Origin of the sequence: Cellvibrio mixtus subsp. mixtus J3-8, assembly GCF_000766945.1 — a bacterium.
GTDB classification, from domain to species: domain Bacteria; phylum Pseudomonadota; class Gammaproteobacteria; order Pseudomonadales; family Cellvibrionaceae; genus Cellvibrio; species Cellvibrio mixtus_A.
Genome location: NZ_KN266207.1, coordinates 1,042,357 through 1,060,534 on the forward strand (window position 1 = coordinate 1,042,357; position 18,178 = coordinate 1,060,534).

Sequence of the window (18,178 nt, forward strand, 5' to 3'; positions counted from 1 at the left end):
ATGATTCGCGAAATTAACCGGATATTTACACCTGGACTGCAGACAAGCAATTTAAGGACAGCCAATATTTGCACAAACTGATCGTTACGCACCCGGCCCCGAATCAAGGCAGGAATTCCCGCTTGAAGCCCCCGTCTTTAATTTGCGGTTCAAATCGCGCAATGCTGTTCGGACCCCTTCTTCAAGCACCGGATGATAAAACGGTAGCTCAAGTACTTGCTGGACCGTTAACCGCAATTGGATAACCCATGCCAATTGATGGGCGATATGTTCGGCTGCCGGGCCAAACATCTCGGCGCCTAGCAAGAGGCCAGTACCCTGCTCCCCATAGACCCGCAACAAGCCACGATTTTTATTAATGACCCGTGCACGCCCCTGATCCTCAAAATTCACTTCACCAATCGCGTAACAATCATTGCAACCTTTTCTGATTGACTCCAGATTCTGCCCGACACTGGCAATTTGCGGATCAGTAAACACTACACTGAGTGGCGTCCTGCGCACACCCGCACGAATATCTTCCGGATCGCGTAATGAACGCGCTGCATTGGCGCCCGCAATTCGTCCCTCATCCACAGCTTCGTGTAGCAAGGGCACATCGCTGGATACATCGCCAGCAATATAAATAGATGAATTACCACACTGACCGGTGTAACGGTTGTAGAGTGGAATGCCTTTAGCATCCAATGCCAAATCTGTATTTTCCAATGCGAGAAATTCAATATTCGGGCGCCGCCCCGTTGCCGCTAATACGTAATCAAATTGCTCTTCAACCATCCCTTTTTCACGATGGCGATATTGAATAGTTACCCCATGTTCTTCCTGGCGAATATTTTCGATTTCGGCATTCAGATCCAAATAAAATTCGCGATTGAATTCAATATCAGCACAATGGCTAATCGCCGGATCACTAATCGCCGCCAACTCGCCGCTCTTGCCAAAAACCGCCACTTTTATTCCGAGGCGACTTAATGCTTGACCGAGCTCCAAACCAATAACACCCGGTCCAAAAATCGCAATTGACGCTGGTAAGTCATACCACTCGAACACATCATCGCTTACCAAAAGACGCGAACCCGCAGCATTTAAAAATTCAGGAATGGAAGGTGATGAACCGGTTGCGATGATAATTCGCTTCGCGTGAACTATTTCCAGAGACCCATCTTCTTTTGTCACTTCCAATTCATGCGCCGATATAAACCTGGCGCGTCCTTCAAGTTTATTGTCGATGGGAAATTCATTAACGGATTCAATAACAGAACCCACAAAACGGTCCCGCTCCTTGCGAATCCTTTGCATAATAGCGACGCCATTTATGAGTGGAGCCGCGTAAGTAATACCGAATACATCTGCGCCCTGCTGGCCATGATGGGCATAGTCAGCAGCAGCGATCAATAATTTACTGGGCATACAACCAACGCGGGCACAGGTAGTTCCATATTTACCAGCCTCAATGATAAGAATATCGTCGGTATATTTTTTCGCCGCATTGTAAGCGCTCAACCCGGCTGTACCGGCGCCAATAATTGCAACATCAACCTTACGCGTGGGCATCGCGCATCCTCCTTTGGACAACTGTATAACTGTGACGAATCAAACCGTATTTGGTTTCAGAAAATCTGTACGCAAAAATCTGGCCATCAAAAGCAAATAACCTTGTCACCACATATAACTGCAAATAATGAAGAATATTTAATCGACGAACGAGTAGTTTTCTTGAAAAAAAGTAAGGAATTTGCAAATTCGACATTGCGAAAGGTGCTAACTTAATCGCAACCTTCGCTATTTATGAGGATGAGGGGGTGAACGAAGCCTGTACAAGGGGGCGGGCGACTTATGGATTGCCCGCACCCCCCTTTGAAATTATTGAAATACACTTTACTGAGGTTGAGCCTTTAATATCATAAAGCGACTACATAGATTCATGTTTTCGCCAACACTCAAAACAAAAACCACCTAAGCAATCCCTGATCTTATTTTTTATATCGAGTAACCAACGCCTGATACAACTCATCTTTAAATTCAGGTTTGCTCGCATCCAGCGACTGCACCGCTTCTACCAGGTGTTCATTATCTTCACGACCATCGTGCCAATGCTTGCGGTAAGTGCCGTCTTTGTAACCATGGTCCTGGCGAAAAAAATTCAATACGTTTTTGCCAACGTAACCGCGATAGAGTTGATCGAAACTCATATCCACACCAGCCATTAAACGCGCAAACAAATCGATATGAAATTGTTTATCTACAAGAGTCGCGCCAGCGAATTTTTCCAGGTCAAGACGGAAATCTTTTTCGTCAGTAGCAATTACCAATTCTTTTTGAATGCGCGCGATAATATCTTCTTGTGATATTCCTGATTGCAACAGGATACTCAAACCGAAATGCCAAATATCAATCAATTCCAGTGCAACTTGTTCGGTGTCAGGCGATTGTTTTTTCCACCATTTCCAACCGTAGTGATCCATCAGCTCGGCGCATTCAACCCAGATCGCGCGATACCATTCATAGCCCTGTGCTTGCCAATTTGCAGTGACTTTAGTGTTCATGCCATCTTGCAGTTCGAGCATAATTCTAATTTGTTGATGTTGTGCAGACATGTGTTGGCCTTATTGAGGTAGATATTGTTTGGCTTTGCTAAATAAGCGATAAAAATTTTCAGTGGTTTTTTCGGCAAGCTCTTCCAGCGGAATACCACGCACATCCGCTACAAACTGCGCGACTTCACGCACGTATTTGGGTTCGTTGGGTTTGCCGCGATAGGGAATGGGGGCGAGATAAGGAGAATCGGTTTCTACTAACAATCGATCAATTGGCATATTGCGTACAACATCGCGAATTTGATCGGCGTTTTTAAAGGTGACGATACCGGAGATGGAAACATAGTAATTTAAATCCAGTGCAGATTTAGCCATTTCCCAATCTTCGGTGAAGCAATGCAGTACACCGCTATGCTCAAGGCTGCCGTGCTCTTTAATCAGCGCAAGCGTATCTGCTTTGGCTTCACGCGTGTGTACAACAACCGGCAAACCAATTTGTTTTCCAACGCGCAGATGTAAAGCAAAACTTTCGTGCTGCAATGCTTTGCTTTCTGTTTCGTAGTGATAATCCAGGCCAGTCTCACCCAGCGCAACCACCTTGGGTTGCGCGGCCCAATTAATTAATTGCGCTTCAGTTGCTGCGCCTTCTTTTACATCGCATGGATGAACCCCTACCGAAGCCACCACTCGTGGATGAGCTTGGGCAATATCAATAACAGTTTGGATATTTTCCAAACTAATACCAATACACAACATTTGCTGGATACCGCGCTCATGCGCAGCGGCGATGGCAGTACTTAAATCACCGTTATAGGGATCGAGCTTGATACGATCCAAATGGCAGTGGGAGTCAATTAACATAAACAGCTCGCTCTAAAAACGCTCATTCTAAAAACGTCCATTCTAAAAACAACGAAGCCAGGCATAACCTGGCTTCGGGGAAACTCGGTGGGGCGAATTTTACATTACATCGTGTGGGTAGGCTTGTCCGAATTGAGCATACCGGCGAGATAAGTTTCGATTTTGCTGATCGCGGTGTTGTCCTGGTCGCTAAATTGCACGCCGATTCCCGCCGCACGATTACCTTGCGCGCCTTTTGGGGTAACCCACACTACCTTGCCTGCAACCGGAATCTTTTCCGGCTCGTCCATCAGGCTTAACAACATGAACACTTCATCGCCCAATTTGTAGTTTTTACTGGTAGGAATAAACATGCCGCCATTTTTCACGAAGGGCATGTAGGCTGCGTATAAAACAGCTTTATCTTTGATTGTGAGGGAAAGTATGCCGTTACGGGCACCGCCACCAATGGGTTGCATAACCGATCCTGCTTCCTGATTTTTATAGAGCCAACGTCATAACCAATCGATTGGTTATGGGGGCCAAGGTTGAGACACTAATAGATTAGCTCACTAGTGTCCAGACGCCATCGCGCGATTCGTGCTCGCGCGCAACAAAGCGCCCCAATCGAGCAATAATTCCTCCAATAACAATTGCTTATTGGGATTTGCCCCACTTAATAATTGACGCTTGGATAATAAAATCTTTTCAATGTAACGGTGCAAAAGTGGCAAATTCAAGTTATTCAGCCGCTCACGCCATTCAACCGGCGCCAGTTCAATTTGTGGATCATTAGCCCCCGCACGCCAACGCGCAAGGCTATGCAATAAACCCAACAACCACTCAACCAGCCCTGTTACATCGCCACTTTGCCAATTGGCCGCGACTTCAATGGCAGAAACCTGCCCCAGCGTTAAGCGCACAAACTGCTGTAACGTTTGTTCGCGCTGCTCCAACGCATCCCCCTGCAACAATGCCAACGCGGTCAGGGGCGCACCACGCGCAGCAACCAATAAGGCATCCGGCGTGGTATTGCTGCCAACCACCAACGGCGAAAGCCAGTGGAGGACTTGTTCGGTGCGCGGCATCGGTAATTTGCGCATCTGGCAGCGACTACGGATAGTGGGCAATACTGAACTTGGTGCGTGGGTAACCAGTACTAGCATTGTGTTTGCAGCCGGTTCTTCCAACGATTTAAGTAGCGCATTCGCAGCATTGCCATTCATGGCTTCCGCAGGCTCGATAATCACTACCTTATACCCACCCTGTTGCGCAGTTTTACTGAGGGACTCCGTAAGTTCGCGAACCTGGTCCACTTTAATCGCCTTGCCTTCTTCCTCAGGCTCCAGCCACAACAAATCCGGGTGGGTTTGGGATTTATTCAGCTCGCAGCCACGGCACCTACCGCAAGCCGTTCCCTCAATAGGCGCCGCACATAACAGCAATTGCGCCAAGGCATCGGCCAAATGGCGTTTACCAATTCCCCTTGGGCCGGCAATCATCATGGCATGGGGCAATTTTTGCGCAGCAATTTGCTGCACTAAATGCTGCCAATCATTGAGTTGCCAGGGGTATGGATGGATAGGGAAGTCGCTCATTGAATAATCAACCACGGATCACTGAACAAAAGTTTGGGCAAGCTTAGCAAATTTGCGATAATCCGCGCCCGCTTAAATTCCATTCCAGGCTTGATATGACAGATTTGCCTCTCGATATTTTGCACCTCGACGACGACCTGCTCATCGCCAATAAGCCGGCTGGCCTGCTATGTGTACCCGGCAAAGGGCCGGAAAAACAGGATTGTTTGTATAACCGCGCGCTGAAATTCAACCCTAATGCGCGCGTCGTCCATCGCCTTGACCAGGGAACATCGGGTATTGTGATGTTTCCACTGAATTATCTAACCCTTAGAAATCTCACTCACAAATTCGAAGCGCGCGAAGTTCACAAACGCTATGTCGCCGTAGTGGAAGGGCTGGTGGAAAACGATGAAGGTGAAATCAAATTACCGCTAATTTGCGACTGGCCCAACCGCCCGCTGCAAAAAGTCTGTTTTGAGCACGGCAAGTCGGCCCATACACGCTATCAGGTTATCGAGCGCAATACCGGACAAAATACAACCCGTGTTTTACTGGAGCCTGTAAGTGGGCGCACTCATCAACTGCGCGTGCATATGTTGAGCCTGGGCCATCCGATGCTCGGCGACGGGCTATACGCCCCGGCACCAGTGCTCGCCAAATCACCACGCCTGCTTTTACATGCCCAGGAACTTTGGTTAAACCATCCGATTACCGGTGCAGAAATCAGGATCAAAGCCAACGCTGATTTTTAAGCGTGATTTACCACATGGATAACTTCTTACCCTAATAACACGGTTAATACCCGATCAATCTCCGCTTGAACTTCGGGCAAGGTTTTTCCAGCATCAACCAATGCATAGCGCACCGGCGCCGCTTCAGCACGTTGACGGTAAGCCACCCTCACCCGCTCAAAAAAACCAATCGTTTCACTCTCGAACCGGTCCAGCTCGCCGCGCTGGCGCGCGCGGTTTAAACCCAGTTCCACATCGATATCAAGGATCAACGTAAGATCCGGACGCAAATCACCTTGAACAAGTTGCTCCAATTCTTCAATGATGGATTTATTCAAGCCCCGACCACCGCCCTGATATGCGTAGGTAGCATCAGTAAAACGATCACTCAACACCCAGGCACCACGGGCCAGGGCCGGTTTGATCACTTGCGCCAAATGCTGGGCGCGGGCCGCAAATACCAACAGGAGTTCAGCCGTTTCATCCACCGGTTCATCGCGCTTGCTCAGCAACAGGCTCCGTACTTCCTCCGCCATCGGCGTGCCCCCCGGTTCGCGCGTAACAATTACCTCCACACCACGAGCGGTAAGCCAATCGCGCACAAAGGCCAAATTGGTGCTTTTTCCAACACCTTCAGTGCCTTCAATAGTGAGAAACTTGCCTCTTTGCATATACCTTAACTTCATCAAAAAATTTAATCGGGTTTACGATTCCTTCCCCTTCGGGGAGCGCGTATCATACCGGCTTTTTGACCACTTACTCGATTAATTCACACCGCGTTACCCTTAAGGGAGACTTATCATGATCACATTACACACCAACTACGGCGATATTGTTATCGAACTGGATTTCGAAAAAGCGCCTAAAACTGCCGCAAACTTCAAGCAATATGTTGAAGAAGGTTTTTACAACGGCACTATTTTCCATCGTGTTATCGACGGATTTATGATTCAGGGCGGCGGTTTTACCGAAGACTTTGAACAGAAAAAAACCCGCGACCAAATTGAGAACGAAGCGGACAACGGCTTACAAAATTTGACCGGTACTTTAGCGATGGCGCGCACTAATGATCCACACAGTGCCACCGCGCAATTTTTTATCAACGTAAAAGATAACTCCTTCCTGAACCACACAGCTAAAAACTCATCCGGCTGGGGCTACTGCGTATTTGGCAAAGTTACTGGAGGCATGGACGTTGTTAACAAAATCAAAGGCGTGAAAACCGGCAGCAAAGGTTTTCATCAAGACGTACCAAAAGAAGCGGTGATTATTCAATCCGCTACTATTGCGTAAGATGTCGACATTATTTATTTCTGATTTACATCTTCACGAATCACGCCCGCTTATTACGCGGGCGTTTTTTCATTTCTTGCATCACCAGGCCAGCAAATCTGAAGCACTTTATATCCTCGGTGATTTTTTTGACACCTGGATTGGCGATGACGACGATTCTGATTTACCCCGTGAAGTTGCGCGCGAATTGTTTGCACTCAACCAGAAAGGCATAACGATTTATTTTCAGCACGGCAATCGCGACTTTTTATTAGGCGATGATTACGCACACAAATCCGGCATGGTCTTATTGCCGGAAAGTCATGTCATTGATTTATACGGCACACCAACATTATTACTACACGGCGACACCTTGTGTACTGCCGATAAGGATTACCAGCAATTCCGTAACACGGTGCGCAACCCTCAATGGCAACAGCAAATCCTTGCGCAACCACTGAACGCACGCCGTGCGTTAGCCGCACAATTACGCGAAAAAAGCCAAAGCATTAACAGCATGAAAGCGGAAGATATTATGGACGTAACCCCTGCTGACGTTATCGATCAAATGGAAAAAGCACAGGTAACACGCCTCATCCATGGCCACACCCATCGCCCTGCGCGCCACCCACTGGTGATCAACAACAAACCCGCCGAACGAATTGTACTTGGCGACTGGCATTCCCACGGCTGGTGTATAAAAGCAGACCAGAATAATTGCGATTTAATCAATTGGCCCATTTAGAAGTTCTGTTACAGACAATAAAAAAGCCCTCAAACTATTCCGCTTGAGGGCTTTTTGTTAAACAGTAAAATTAATTATTGCGACTGGTCATCATATAAAGGCCGCCAATGATAATAAATGCAGGCCACCAGGTTCCGAAGGATAGGTCCAACAAAAAGATCAATGCAATAAAAATAATTGAGGCTGCTGTTACCAGTGCATTTAACATGGCGACACCAACACCTTCACGGCAGTAACAACGGTAGGCTAATTGTAAGGGGCCTATTGCAGCGAGCAAAATAAAAAATGCCCACCAATTATGGAAATCCAGAAAAAACAAATCCATTCCGAGATTTTTTGCCAGCAACAACCCGCCAATCAATGCCACAGCCAAACCCAACGCCCAACTGGATGGAGACACTTTGGCAACAGGTTTGCCGGGTACCGGTGCTTCTATTTTGGATTTTTCATCAATCGATGACATAACTGACTCCTTGGCGCTGGATAAATAAAAACAAGCTCTTGATCATCTTTTATCAATGCTCTGCTACCAACCTGGGACACCATAAAACCAGATTCGGATTCATTTCGCCATCAATTTTCGTCATTTTTCGAGAGAAGCCGGCAATTACACGCCCACTTTTAAATAATGTAAGCCAATACGCGTATCCCAGCGATGTGCGGTATAACCGGTATAAGGCAATCATGTTGATCCAATGTTTCCTCCTGGTATTCCGAACACTGTTTAGAGCCGCCTAAAAAGAACCGGCATAACGCCGGTCCTTTTTAGGCGCTTATATGAAGATATTGCAACAATAATTTAATTTTTCAGAACATCTTCTGCGGCGTTTACCAGGAAAATATAACTCGCAGCCAGATTCACGACATATTCGTTTTCACCCCAAAAGAATGGCCAGTCTTCGTGGTTTTCGGGGTAATCCGGTTTCAGGATTAAAATTCCCGGGACGATACCGCCAGAAATAAAAGAGAAATCCGCGCGGTTCATACCATACGCCACCTCTTTTGAGCGTGTCCCCACATTTGATACCAGTGATAAATTATGTGCTGGATGAGTGCCATATAAAAAATTCAAACCCTGTAACACTGATTCACGATTTACTAAATCCGGAAAGGCTTTATGGATATAGTAATTATTAATCGCATGGCGGATTACCCAGCCACTGCCAGCCCAGCCACCGTCAGTAATCGGTACTCCAAACGGATTTTTACTTTCAATATCAGCAAGCTTTTTTTGGTAACTTTGGGTTTTTGTTTTTAATTGTTGCTTAAAATCGGCATTCATGTAGGGAATGGCACGCACAAACCAGGACGCATTACCCGCAAACTCCACTTGTCCCAGCAATGTCGTAATCGCTTGCGCATATTTCGCTTCACCAGTAGTGATCAACAATTCAGTTGCGGCTTTTAATTGTTCGTGCTCAAGCTTCCCACCAGTAGTATTGCCATATTTAAATGAATCGGGTTTTGGTTTAGCTTGCTCGTCTGCCCACACTTTTTTAGCAGTATCAATACTTTCTTTCGCTAGTGAATCATTAAAACCTTTCAGTGCACGACTCGCTGCAGCCAACGCCGCTGCCGAACCATAATTTAATGATGACGATTTACTGGTGAACGCCCAACGGTCATCAAACTTCCCGCTTTTAAATCCATCACTTTCCAGTTCAGATTTTTTGGGGTCGTAAATTAAATTATCTGTTTTAGTAACGCCATCGCCCAAGTGGGTATATTGATCAATATGTGCTTCTACTATACCGGGAATCGCATGACCCACAGCGCGATGTTGTGCAATTAATGCGAGTGTACCGTGTTCAATTTGTTGCAATACATCCGGCTTACCATCAGCAGTATGCAGATCCACAAATTTCCTGGCGTAATCCACGCTGGTAGTATCGCGCTTTAAACCAAAGGTTTCCCACGCAGTAACCAATGTGTTTACAACATCGTATTGGGTTTGGGTGCGGATGTCGTAATCACCTGCATCGTACCAACCACCAATATTTAAACCGGGAATATGTTCGCCGGGCTTATAAGGAGTATCGGTTGTTGGACCCTGCGCATATAAATCGAAATGCTCGTGATTCACAGGGGCTTGCAATGCATCATCCAGATGCGACGCTCCATGCCATACGCGATAAGCTTCATTCACCGTCATATGATCCATTTGCACCGGCAAATACATATCGAGCGTTGGATGCCATGCATTTTGATAAACCGATTGATCAATGCGGAAACTATGGGTTTCCTGATCACCATAAGCAATCAGATACAAGCCCGGCTCTTGAACGTTGGTGAAATCGAACTGGCGATATTCATAACGCAAATATTTTCCCCAGCTTTTCGGTTTTTCACTGAGGATTGTTTTGCGTGTGCCATCGGCATTAATTTTTAGCAAACTGGCCTTGCCAATTTTTTTATCGCGTGCATCCAGCTCAATAACCGCTACTTTTTTCTGCGCCGGGTGATATCCCACTTGTGAATGGGCGATCATAGGTTTGCGGATCCAGTTTTTTACGGTTGCCGCATCGATTTGCCATTCAATCACCGCACCGGTTTTATTCGCCGGAATTTTACTGCGTACGACAAACCAACCATTTTGTGCTTTACCACGGCCATCATAAAGTTCCAGTGCGCTACCGCTGGATTGGATACTAATCCGCCGCTCCGTATCTTCCGGAGCCAGTACCAAATGCTGCCCCTGTGCTAATGCAACGGGATTCGCCTTGCCGTTAATTTCTTTCAGGCCTGAAGGATAAACCGGAAAATTACCGCTTTGGGTATCCATAATAAATGATTTATGAAAATACGCCGCCGGTAAGAACTCCAGATTAAAACCAGCTTTGCCTTCGAGTGATTTCGGTAACGCCTGCGGTAAATTAACCGTTAATAAAACTCCCTTACTGTTCTTGATTACTTTGATAGAAAAATCAAATTGCTGATCGGGATAATGCAAAAATGCTTCAATCGACTGTTCCGCACGATTAACTTTGCGCTCTTTAAACATGGGCGTTAAATCCCACTGTTCCGGCGTTGCATTCAAACGTACATCGCCATTAGTCACAGTGCGCTCACCGTGATGGATTAGTTCTACACCACTGGTTTTGGAATCGCTAAATAGCCCGTCGTACCAATTACTAAACACCAGCACATTGAGGCCGGGCTTTTCGAAATAGTCTTTGTCGTTAAGGGTTAAATCGTCTTTTGCCAGAACCGGCAACGCGAGGAAAATGGAAAACGCAGCGAGTAAACCCCGCCACTGACCGAGTTGATATGCCATGTGTATCTCCAGATTTATTATGTATCGCATTACTCACACAGACTTATAGTCTAGATACACATAACACACTGGTATACCAGATTTACATTTAATAACGGATGCCTTATGGAAAGCTCCGAATGCAAATCAATTGGGAGATACTGAACAATCAATCGCTGATAAAATTTTTTAGATGGTAAAAAATAACACGCACCTTGTAAGTGCACGTTAAAAATACAGTCGAAAAAAAAAGATAATTAACAAATACGCTTACGCATTCCCACCAACGCCATGAGTGATACCAGCATCAACCCCAAAGAGCCAGGCTCTGGAACATTCGCCTCCGTGAGATGTGATTTTACATTGAGCGAATCATTGATTTGGGTGAAAAACGTCGAGTAATCAAGACCAACAATATCAGTTACACGCAACACGTTGAAAATCTGCCCATCAACAAAATTACTACCGTTAAAATTCAACTGAAAAATACTGGAATCCAGCAAGGTCAACAAACCATGTATGGACAATCCATCCTGATCGCCATTATCAAAGAAATCCAGATATGTTGTGCCCGCCAAACTGACATTTGAGAAGAGCTCAAGATTTCCAACGCTATCTGCCAGAGCACCAATAGCTAAAGTGGAACCGTTTAATAAACTAATGGAGTCAACATGCAAACTGCCGAAGCCCGTTAAATTTTCCAGTGATTGCGCACCGCTAAGGGTCCAGTTACCACCATCAACTTGTATTGATTCAAATTCTTTCGTCACGCCAAGTTGACCAACACCAGAACCCGCAAGAATTAACTGATCTTTTCCGCTACCACCTTGTATAGCGCCTTCGGTAACAGATGCGGTCACAACAACTAACGTATCGCTACCAGCGCCCAAATCAATCGCGGTATCACCCGTGCGGCTGCGAATAGTGCCCGTATTTTGAATGACAGTATATTACCAGCCTGTGCCGCCCCCATAAGAAGCCGGATACCAGCTTCAGAGTTTTGCTGATTTGCAATTATCCTTAACCGTTCATAATTAAAAATACAATTGTGTTGCAAGAAAATGATTGGTAACAACCAAGGCAGCTTCATGATTTCTTAATCTCTCTTCTAAATACTCAATGCGGATCAATAGCACGCCATTAAATTTGAAACATTGAATTTAGGTGCTTCTGCCTAAACCCCAATGTTTCAATTCGTTGTTGAATATTTTCCAACTGGTTAAATGTATAAGGGCACTATCAATAGACATTCATCCAGGCCATGGCTCTAATAGGAATTGAGGCACCTCGTAACCTCACGCAAGCAACTCAACGCACACCTGCGCACGCACAGAAATTTTTGTTACTATTAGCCTATCAAATAGATAAACTTACGCCCCCGTCAGCAGGAATTAAATATTCCTCAATTACTAAGTAATGATGTAATTTATTGTAAGTAACTCATCAACAACCCAATTTTTACCAGGGACATTTAGAAATGAACTTCTCCACAACCAAATCGAAATATTGCATTTTATTCTACTTTTTGATTCTACTTTTAATTGCAGGTTGCGGTGGCGGTGGCGGTGGCGGTGGCGGTGGCGGTGGCAAGTCAACTGCTAGTTTTTCATCTCTTGCAAGCTCATCTCAATTATCTTCGCAAGATAACGCAAGCTCATCTCAATTATCTTCGCAAGATAACGCAAGCTCCACCTCAATTTCCGCCTCCCCTAAAATAATGTGGCTGGATAAAGGAAACACAGCAATTATCCCTGGCAACACATTAACCGCCAATTCACATTGTATTGATTGTATCCCTGAAAAAACTCAATATGAGTGGCATGTAGAAGGACAGGCGAGCCCCGTTTCTTTAAGTCCAACCTACACGATACAGCTCAACGATAAAGCCAAGGAAATCACCCTAAAAGCAACGCCCTATTCAGCCGACGGGATTGCAGGTAACACTGAACAGCTAGTTTTTCAACGCAACCAAGTGGTAGATCTCATATTAGGAAATTCGTTAAGCGCTGCGTTAAAAGCAAATGGCGACGTAATCACTTGGGAAAGTTTGAATCCACCGTATAACTCCGGCTTCAGCAATATAAGCAAAGTAATACCCTTATTAAGTGGCTATGCAGCAATTAAAAACGATGAAACGATGGTCACTTGGGGGAAAACCTATTATCCCGGCAGCCAAACCAACCCAATTAAGGTGATTGATGTTATTGAGTCTAAAGGCGCCTTTGCGGCATTGAAAACTGACGGATCAGCTGTGACATGGGGAAACAGCACAACAGGAGGGGTGAGCACAGGTAAAGATCTGACCAACATTAAAAAAATTTACAGCAACGACTACGCATTTGCCGCATTGAAAAATGATGGCTCTGTTGTGGTTTGGGGCGACGCTGCCAATGGTGGTGATGCCACAGGCAAAGATCTAACTAACGTAACTGAGATATATGGAGGCATGGGTGGAACATTTGTGGCCATAAAAGCCGATGGAACAGCATCAGTCTGGGGTCAAAAAACAATATCGAGCAATAACCTTCCCCTGAAAAATATAAAAAAGATTTACAACAATAACGGAAAAGCATTTGCGGCCCTAAGCTGGGACGGAACGGTAGTGAGCTGGGGTCATATCAATTATGGCGGCCACAGCGCAGATAAAAACCTAACAGACGTTAAAGAAGTATATAGCACCACCAACGAAGACTCTGCTGCTTTTGCTGCATTAAAACACGATGGTACAGTTGTAACTTGGGGAGATGAATGGGCTGGCGGCGACAGCACAAAAGTAAAACTCAACAACGTAAATAAAGTTTATAGCACTACTAAAGCATTTGCCGCTCTAAAAAAAGATGGGACGGTCGTAATCTGGGGAGGCCACGCCGCGCAAGAATCCACTATTTCAAACCTGACTAATGTAAAAAAAATTTACAGTAATGCAAGGGATTTCGCAACACTCAAAGATGACAACACATTAGTGATCTTGGATAACGGACTCCCCTCTGTACCAGTGATAATGGATAATGTTAAAGAAGTCTATACATTTCCCTACGGCTTCACCGCTTTAAAAATGGATGGCACTATAGATAGCTGGAGACAGAGTTCCGAGGGTGGCGCTGACAGTGGTCGCGGGATCACAAATGTAAAAAAAATATATAGCAATAATCATGGATTTGCCGCGTTGAAAATGGATGGCACTGTAGCAATCTGGGATGGTACAAAAAACGGATACAGCGCTAGCAAAACCTTAAGTGAGGTTAAAGAAATTTACAGTAATACTGATTCATTTGTCGCATTAAAAAATAATGGTGAACTGGTAAACTTACAGCGCTTTGCCCACAACTTAAACTCCGATGGAAAAGACCTAAGTAACATCAAAAAGATTTACAACAACAACATACCGACATGGGATTACGACAGAGAAAAAACGGCTTTTGCGGCATTGAAAAAAGATGGATCCGTCGTAACTTGGGGTGACCCATCAATAGGCGGAGACAGTACAGACAAAGATTTAACCAATGTAAAAGAGATTTATCACAACGATTATGCATTTGCTGCCTTAAAAGAAGATGGCACGGTAGTAACTTGGGGCAACTCTGCACAAGGTGGAGACAGTACCGGAAAAAATTTAACCAATGTAATAAAGGTTCACGGCGATAATGGTGTGTTTTTAGCTATCAAGGCAGATAACACCGCAGTGTCATGGGGAAACAAAAATGCGGTGGGATATTGGGGATATGAATATCGATGGGGAGAACAGCCACTGACTAATGTGAAGGAGATTTATAGTAACGGAAAGGCATTTGCAGCATTAAAAAATGACGGCACAGTACAAACCTGGGCAGGGAGATATATAGATGGAGACTACGGTCAATATGCTGACGAAGAAAACTTACGCAATGTAGAGAAAATTATTACTGCCCCTTATGCAATGGCTGCACTAAAAAAAGATGGAACCGTTGTGACCTGGGGAGGATTCTTTCCAATCGCCGACTCTAGTTATGGAACAATTCCTAAACCTCCTTCTGATTTGGCACATGTAAGGGAAATATACAGTACTGAGCATTCATTTGCGGCCTTAAAAACAGATGGTTCTGTTGCCAGCTGGGGATTGTCATGGATCGCAAGCATTCGCAATGACGTTACCAATGTGAAAGAGATATATAGCAATGGTAACGCTTTCGCTGCATTAAAAACCGATGGCGCTGTCGAGACATGGGGTCAATCAGAATTTGGGGGAGATAGTACCGGTAAAGATCTGAGCAACGTAGCAAAAATTTATAGTAGCTATAATGCCTTTGCTGCCCTGAAAACCGACGGATCGGTAGTGACATGGGGGAATATGATTAATGGTGGAGACGGCCCCGAACAGTATTTAAAAGATGTAACCGAAGTTTATAGTGGAAAGAATGCATTTTTTGCATTAAAAGCGGATGGTACTATCACAACCTGGGGGAAAAATTCGTTCCTTGGTGACATAGCAAATGCTCTTGAATCCAAAGACATTATTATTTATAACAGTCTTGAGCAAAGCTCATCGAGTTCAAGTAACGCCATTTCAAAAACATCGAATATTGACTAACTGAACACACTCAGGTGTGCGGCTGCCGCACACCTTACCTTGGTGATTTCAAGCAATGCAGTATTGCTATTCAGTCAAAAGTATAGGCTAGAAGAGAGCCCTATAAAAATCAAATCAGACAACTCCCGAATGAAACCGAAACTCCTCATCACCACCTTCAATCAACGTTTTTTCCAGCGCTAAAAACTCCTGCACACGCGCAGAAATATCGGCACCATCAGCAGCGCGTTTGGCGAGGGTTAAATAATCTTCGTAGTGGCGGGCTTCAGATTTAAGCAGCGAGAGATAAAATTTTTGCAGAGCTTCATCAAGGTGCGGTGCAAGTTTGGCGAAGCGTTCACATGAGCGAGCTTCAATAATAGCGCCGACAATTAATGTATCTATGTAACGCCCCGGCTCTGATGTGCGCACAAGTTTGCGCAGTTCACCGGCGTAACGGCCCGGAGTAATTTGATCGTAAGAAACACCCCGCGCCTCCATGATATCCATCACCTGTTCGTAATGGCGTAATTCTTCACGGGCGAGGCGCGACATTTTTTGCATCATGTCAAAGTCACCTACGTAACGAAACATGAGATTTAATGCAGTTGATGCGGCTTTCTTTTCGCAGTTCGCGTGATCGAGCAATAACAATGCTTGATTATCCAACGCATTTTTTATCCAGGCATCAGGCGTTTCACAATGAAGGAATTCGTTTATTCGGGCGAGTGCGTTCATAAAAATTAAAATTGGCTATTTGTGAAGATCGAGTGTTTCTGTCGTTACAAAACACGGGGAAATGTAGCGTTCGTAATGGGCACAACTGAGTGCATAATAATCCTTATCAATATTCTCACGAATAACTCCGAGCGAAGCGCCCTGCCACGCCGGTTGCAACGCCAAACCATAAGCGGATAAATCCTGGATCTGGCTCGCGCCGGCGCGTAGCAAATCGAACACCCAGCAATACGGATTTTGCTCCTGCTTGAATTGTATTTGTTGGTGTTTAATTTGGGTGAGCAAGAGTTTTTCATCATTGATCTGGATCATGTTCTGCACGATTCGCGCGAGGAAATTTTCCAGGCGCTGGGCGATCAATAATTTCTGTTCGTGAGAATAGGAATTCCAGTCGATAACTTCATGGGCAAAACGTTTGCAGCCACGGCAGACACTGTCACCAATGCCGGTGGAGCAAATACCTACACAGGGTGTTTTTACGGGTTTTAATACAAGCATAATTTTTTAACGCAACGGGCCGATTACTCGGCCCGCTCAAGTTACATCTTTAAAAAATGAATAACGAATTAATAAGGTGAACCTGTTACGGCCAAATCAATTTTCCACAGCGCACCAGCACCAGTCAGGAATAATGTTTTTCCATCAGCGCCGCCAAAGGCAACGTTCGTTAAATTTGCATCGGTATTTGCTTGAGCGATTTGCTGGCCCTGCGGATTATATACACGAAGCTTGCGCTCGATATGTTCGGTCACGTAAATATTACCTTTGCAATCTATTGCCATGCCATCAGGAATTTTTAAACCGGTAACCAGATTTTTCCCAGCTTGCGGAATACCATCAACAATTGGATAGGCACGCAATAACCCCTGATCACCGCCGCCATTAACATAGAGCACATCACCCGCTGGCGATAACGCAATACCATTGGGATTTGAAATGGTGTCATCAACCAGAGTCACAGTACCATCAATGGCTACACGGTAAACGCCGGTTTTTTCCTGGCCGCCGGGAGCTGCATCACGCTGGAATGCCGGGTCAGTAAAATAAATAGTACCGTCATTCGCGATTGCGATATCGTTGGGGGAATTAAATACATTGCCCGCAAATTGCGCGGCCACGGATGTGCGCTCACCGGTCGCAGGATTAAAACGGGAAAGGCTTTTGTATTTGTGTGTACCGGCAATCAGGAAGCCATCTTTATCAACAGCAAGGCCGTTACTACCCGAATCATCAATTGCAGTAGTGACATTACCACTCGCATCCAGTTTTAAAATGCGCGATGGGAAACCGGTGCTGAAAGTGAAATCAGAAAAATAGAGTGAATCCTTGATCCACACTGGGCCTTCATATAAACCCTCTTCGTTACGTGTGCTATTGGCAGCGTCAATACGTACCGGAATTAAATCGCCTGCCGGCGCAACTCCATCACACACAGGTGCAGTAGCAACCGGAACGGCATCCGCAATAGGCACTGCGGAATGGGCAGTTGTCGATGGCACATCTGCAACTTTTTGTTCGCAGCCAGCCATGGCCAATAAGCTGGCCATAAGCCCTGAAATCAATAGGCATTGCCGTGTCTGTTTCATAAGTTCCTCTTCTAGGCAGGTCTTCAATATTGTTTTTTTGTCGGGCTTGTTGTGCTGTGCAGTCGTAGTATTTTTATCTGCTTGGATAACCAAACAAGCTCTCACCGTGTTTTTCATTTATGCGACCAGACAGGCCCGCCACCTTACCACAATCCGCCGTAAATACCGAAGGCGCTCACAATACTGGAAATGCTTATATCGATAGCTGGAAATAAACCGGCGTAATGACTAAAGCCGGTGATTCATGCATTAACAGCTATGATTGCTTAATGTATACTTTGCGCCCGAATTACCGCTCTCTCGCGAGCATCTTTAAGGACGTTTATTTTTTAAGCGCCCTTTAGCATCCA

General features: G+C 45.3%; 16 protein-coding genes. 4 read left to right on the forward strand and 12 right to left on the reverse strand.

Features of this window, described 5'->3' with window-relative positions:
• Window positions 1-84: 84 nt before the first annotated feature.
• The 5 genes from A596_RS09410 to A596_RS09430 all read right to left on the reverse strand — a co-directional run bounded on the left by A596_RS09410 (window position 85) and on the right by A596_RS09430 (window position 4,975).
• Window positions 85-1,554 carry a dihydrolipoyl dehydrogenase gene (locus A596_RS09410; protein ID WP_039913928.1) on the reverse strand — a complete coding sequence of 490 codons (1,470 nt, stop codon included), beginning with the start codon at window positions 1,552-1,554 and terminating at the stop codon, window positions 85-87.
• Window positions 1,555-1,973: 419 nt separating this feature from the next.
• Window positions 1,974-2,597, reverse strand: coding sequence for a dUTP diphosphatase (locus A596_RS09415; protein ID WP_039913931.1), 624 nt, complete (start codon window positions 2,595-2,597; stop codon window positions 1,974-1,976).
• Between the two features lie 9 nt (window positions 2,598-2,606).
• The gene (locus A596_RS09420; protein WP_039913932.1) at window positions 2,607-3,398 is read right to left on the reverse strand and encodes a TatD family hydrolase; all 792 of its coding nucleotides are present in this window, start codon (window positions 3,396-3,398) and stop codon (window positions 2,607-2,609) included.
• A 104-nt stretch (window positions 3,399-3,502) separates the two neighbouring features.
• Window positions 3,503-3,856 carry a PilZ domain-containing protein gene (locus A596_RS09425; protein WP_039913934.1) on the reverse strand — a complete coding sequence of 118 codons (354 nt, stop codon included), beginning with the start codon at window positions 3,854-3,856 and terminating at the stop codon, window positions 3,503-3,505.
• 93 nt (window positions 3,857-3,949) lie between these two features.
• Window positions 3,950-4,975: a DNA polymerase III subunit delta' gene (locus A596_RS09430; protein ID WP_039913937.1), complete on the reverse strand. Its 1,026-nt coding sequence runs from the start codon at window positions 4,973-4,975 to the stop codon at window positions 3,950-3,952.
• A 95-nt stretch (window positions 4,976-5,070) separates the two neighbouring features.
• Here A596_RS09430 and A596_RS09435 point away from each other — a divergent pair, with 95 nt between their 5' ends.
• Entirely contained in the window at window positions 5,071-5,709 is a 639-nt protein-coding gene (locus tag A596_RS09435; RefSeq protein ID WP_039913938.1) for a pseudouridine synthase, read from the forward strand.
• 26 nt (window positions 5,710-5,735) lie between these two features.
• Here the strand turns inward: A596_RS09435 and tmk are convergent, their stop codons facing one another.
• Window positions 5,736-6,359 carry a dTMP kinase gene (gene tmk / locus A596_RS09440; protein ID WP_039913940.1) on the reverse strand — a complete coding sequence of 208 codons (624 nt, stop codon included), beginning with the start codon at window positions 6,357-6,359 and terminating at the stop codon, window positions 5,736-5,738.
• A 130-nt stretch (window positions 6,360-6,489) separates the two neighbouring features.
• Between tmk and A596_RS09445 the strand changes: the two genes are divergently transcribed.
• Entirely contained in the window at window positions 6,490-6,981 is a 492-nt protein-coding gene (locus A596_RS09445; protein WP_039913944.1) for a peptidylprolyl isomerase, read from the forward strand.
• Between the two features lies 1 nt (window position 6,982).
• Complete coding sequence (gene lpxH / locus A596_RS09450; protein ID WP_039913945.1) at window positions 6,983-7,705, forward strand: UDP-2,3-diacylglucosamine diphosphatase; 723 nt, start codon at window positions 6,983-6,985, stop codon at window positions 7,703-7,705.
• Between the two features lie 70 nt (window positions 7,706-7,775).
• Here the strand turns inward: lpxH and A596_RS09455 are convergent, their stop codons facing one another.
• The 3 genes from A596_RS09455 to A596_RS09465 all read right to left on the reverse strand — a co-directional run bounded on the left by A596_RS09455 (window position 7,776) and on the right by A596_RS09465 (window position 11,818).
• Window positions 7,776-8,168 carry a LiaF transmembrane domain-containing protein gene (locus A596_RS09455; protein WP_039913946.1) on the reverse strand — a complete coding sequence of 131 codons (393 nt, stop codon included), beginning with the start codon at window positions 8,166-8,168 and terminating at the stop codon, window positions 7,776-7,778.
• A 336-nt stretch (window positions 8,169-8,504) separates the two neighbouring features.
• Complete coding sequence (locus A596_RS09460; protein ID WP_039913948.1) at window positions 8,505-10,979, reverse strand: glycoside hydrolase family 9 protein; 2,475 nt, start codon at window positions 10,977-10,979, stop codon at window positions 8,505-8,507.
• 236 nt (window positions 10,980-11,215) lie between these two features.
• The gene (locus A596_RS09465) at window positions 11,216-11,818 is read right to left on the reverse strand and encodes a PEP-CTERM sorting domain-containing protein (protein WP_160280118.1); all 603 of its coding nucleotides are present in this window, start codon (window positions 11,816-11,818) and stop codon (window positions 11,216-11,218) included.
• 617 nt (window positions 11,819-12,435) lie between these two features.
• Between A596_RS09465 and A596_RS09470 the strand changes: the two genes are divergently transcribed.
• Window positions 12,436-15,525 (forward strand): RCC1 domain-containing protein, encoded by a 3,090-nt coding sequence (locus tag A596_RS09470; protein WP_039913950.1) that lies wholly within the window; start codon window positions 12,436-12,438, stop codon window positions 15,523-15,525.
• A 114-nt stretch (window positions 15,526-15,639) separates the two neighbouring features.
• On the opposite strand, the gene A596_RS09475 is transcribed toward A596_RS09470, so the two are convergent.
• The 3 genes from A596_RS09475 to A596_RS09485 all read right to left on the reverse strand — a co-directional run bounded on the left by A596_RS09475 (window position 15,640) and on the right by A596_RS09485 (window position 17,828).
• Window positions 15,640-16,242, reverse strand: coding sequence for a MiaE family protein (locus A596_RS09475; protein ID WP_039913951.1), 603 nt, complete (start codon window positions 16,240-16,242; stop codon window positions 15,640-15,642).
• A 15-nt stretch (window positions 16,243-16,257) separates the two neighbouring features.
• Window positions 16,258-16,740 carry a DUF1289 domain-containing protein gene (locus tag A596_RS09480; protein WP_039913952.1) on the reverse strand — a complete coding sequence of 161 codons (483 nt, stop codon included), beginning with the start codon at window positions 16,738-16,740 and terminating at the stop codon, window positions 16,258-16,260.
• 68 nt (window positions 16,741-16,808) lie between these two features.
• A complete protein-coding gene (locus A596_RS09485; protein ID WP_039914577.1) occupies window positions 16,809-17,828 on the reverse strand; it encodes an SMP-30/gluconolactonase/LRE family protein in 1,020 nt (339 codons plus the stop codon).
• Window positions 17,829-18,178 lie beyond the last annotated feature (350 nt).

Excerpts from the sequence above, each read along its gene's own strand:
- A596_RS09410 (WP_039913928.1), bottom strand. The coding sequence starts at position 1,554 with ATGCCCACGCGTAAGGTTGATGTTGCAATTATTGGCGCCGGTACAGCC.
- A596_RS09415 (WP_039913931.1), bottom strand. The coding sequence starts at position 2,597 with ATGTCTGCACAACATCAACAAATTAGAATTATGCTCGAACTGCAAGAT.
- A596_RS09420 (WP_039913932.1), bottom strand. The coding sequence starts at position 3,398 with ATGTTAATTGACTCCCACTGCCATTTGGATCGTATCAAGCTCGATCCC.
- A596_RS09425 (WP_039913934.1), bottom strand. The coding sequence starts at position 3,856 with ATGCAACCCATTGGTGGCGGTGCCCGTAACGGCATACTTTCCCTCACA.
- A596_RS09430 (WP_039913937.1), bottom strand. The coding sequence starts at position 4,975 with ATGAGCGACTTCCCTATCCATCCATACCCCTGGCAACTCAATGATTGG.
- A596_RS09435 (WP_039913938.1), top strand. The coding sequence starts at position 5,071 with ATGACAGATTTGCCTCTCGATATTTTGCACCTCGACGACGACCTGCTC.
- tmk (WP_039913940.1), bottom strand. The coding sequence starts at position 6,359 with ATGCAAAGAGGCAAGTTTCTCACTATTGAAGGCACTGAAGGTGTTGGA.
- A596_RS09445 (WP_039913944.1), top strand. The coding sequence starts at position 6,490 with ATGATCACATTACACACCAACTACGGCGATATTGTTATCGAACTGGAT.
- lpxH (WP_039913945.1), top strand. The coding sequence starts at position 6,983 with ATGTCGACATTATTTATTTCTGATTTACATCTTCACGAATCACGCCCG.
- A596_RS09455 (WP_039913946.1), bottom strand. The coding sequence starts at position 8,168 with ATGTCATCGATTGATGAAAAATCCAAAATAGAAGCACCGGTACCCGGC.
- A596_RS09460 (WP_039913948.1), bottom strand. The coding sequence starts at position 10,979 with ATGGCATATCAACTCGGTCAGTGGCGGGGTTTACTCGCTGCGTTTTCC.
- A596_RS09470 (WP_039913950.1), top strand. The coding sequence starts at position 12,436 with ATGAACTTCTCCACAACCAAATCGAAATATTGCATTTTATTCTACTTT.
- A596_RS09475 (WP_039913951.1), bottom strand. The coding sequence starts at position 16,242 with ATGAACGCACTCGCCCGAATAAACGAATTCCTTCATTGTGAAACGCCT.
- A596_RS09480 (WP_039913952.1), bottom strand. The coding sequence starts at position 16,740 with ATGCTTGTATTAAAACCCGTAAAAACACCCTGTGTAGGTATTTGCTCC.
- A596_RS09485 (WP_039914577.1), bottom strand. The coding sequence starts at position 17,828 with ATGAAACAGACACGGCAATGCCTATTGATTTCAGGGCTTATGGCCAGC.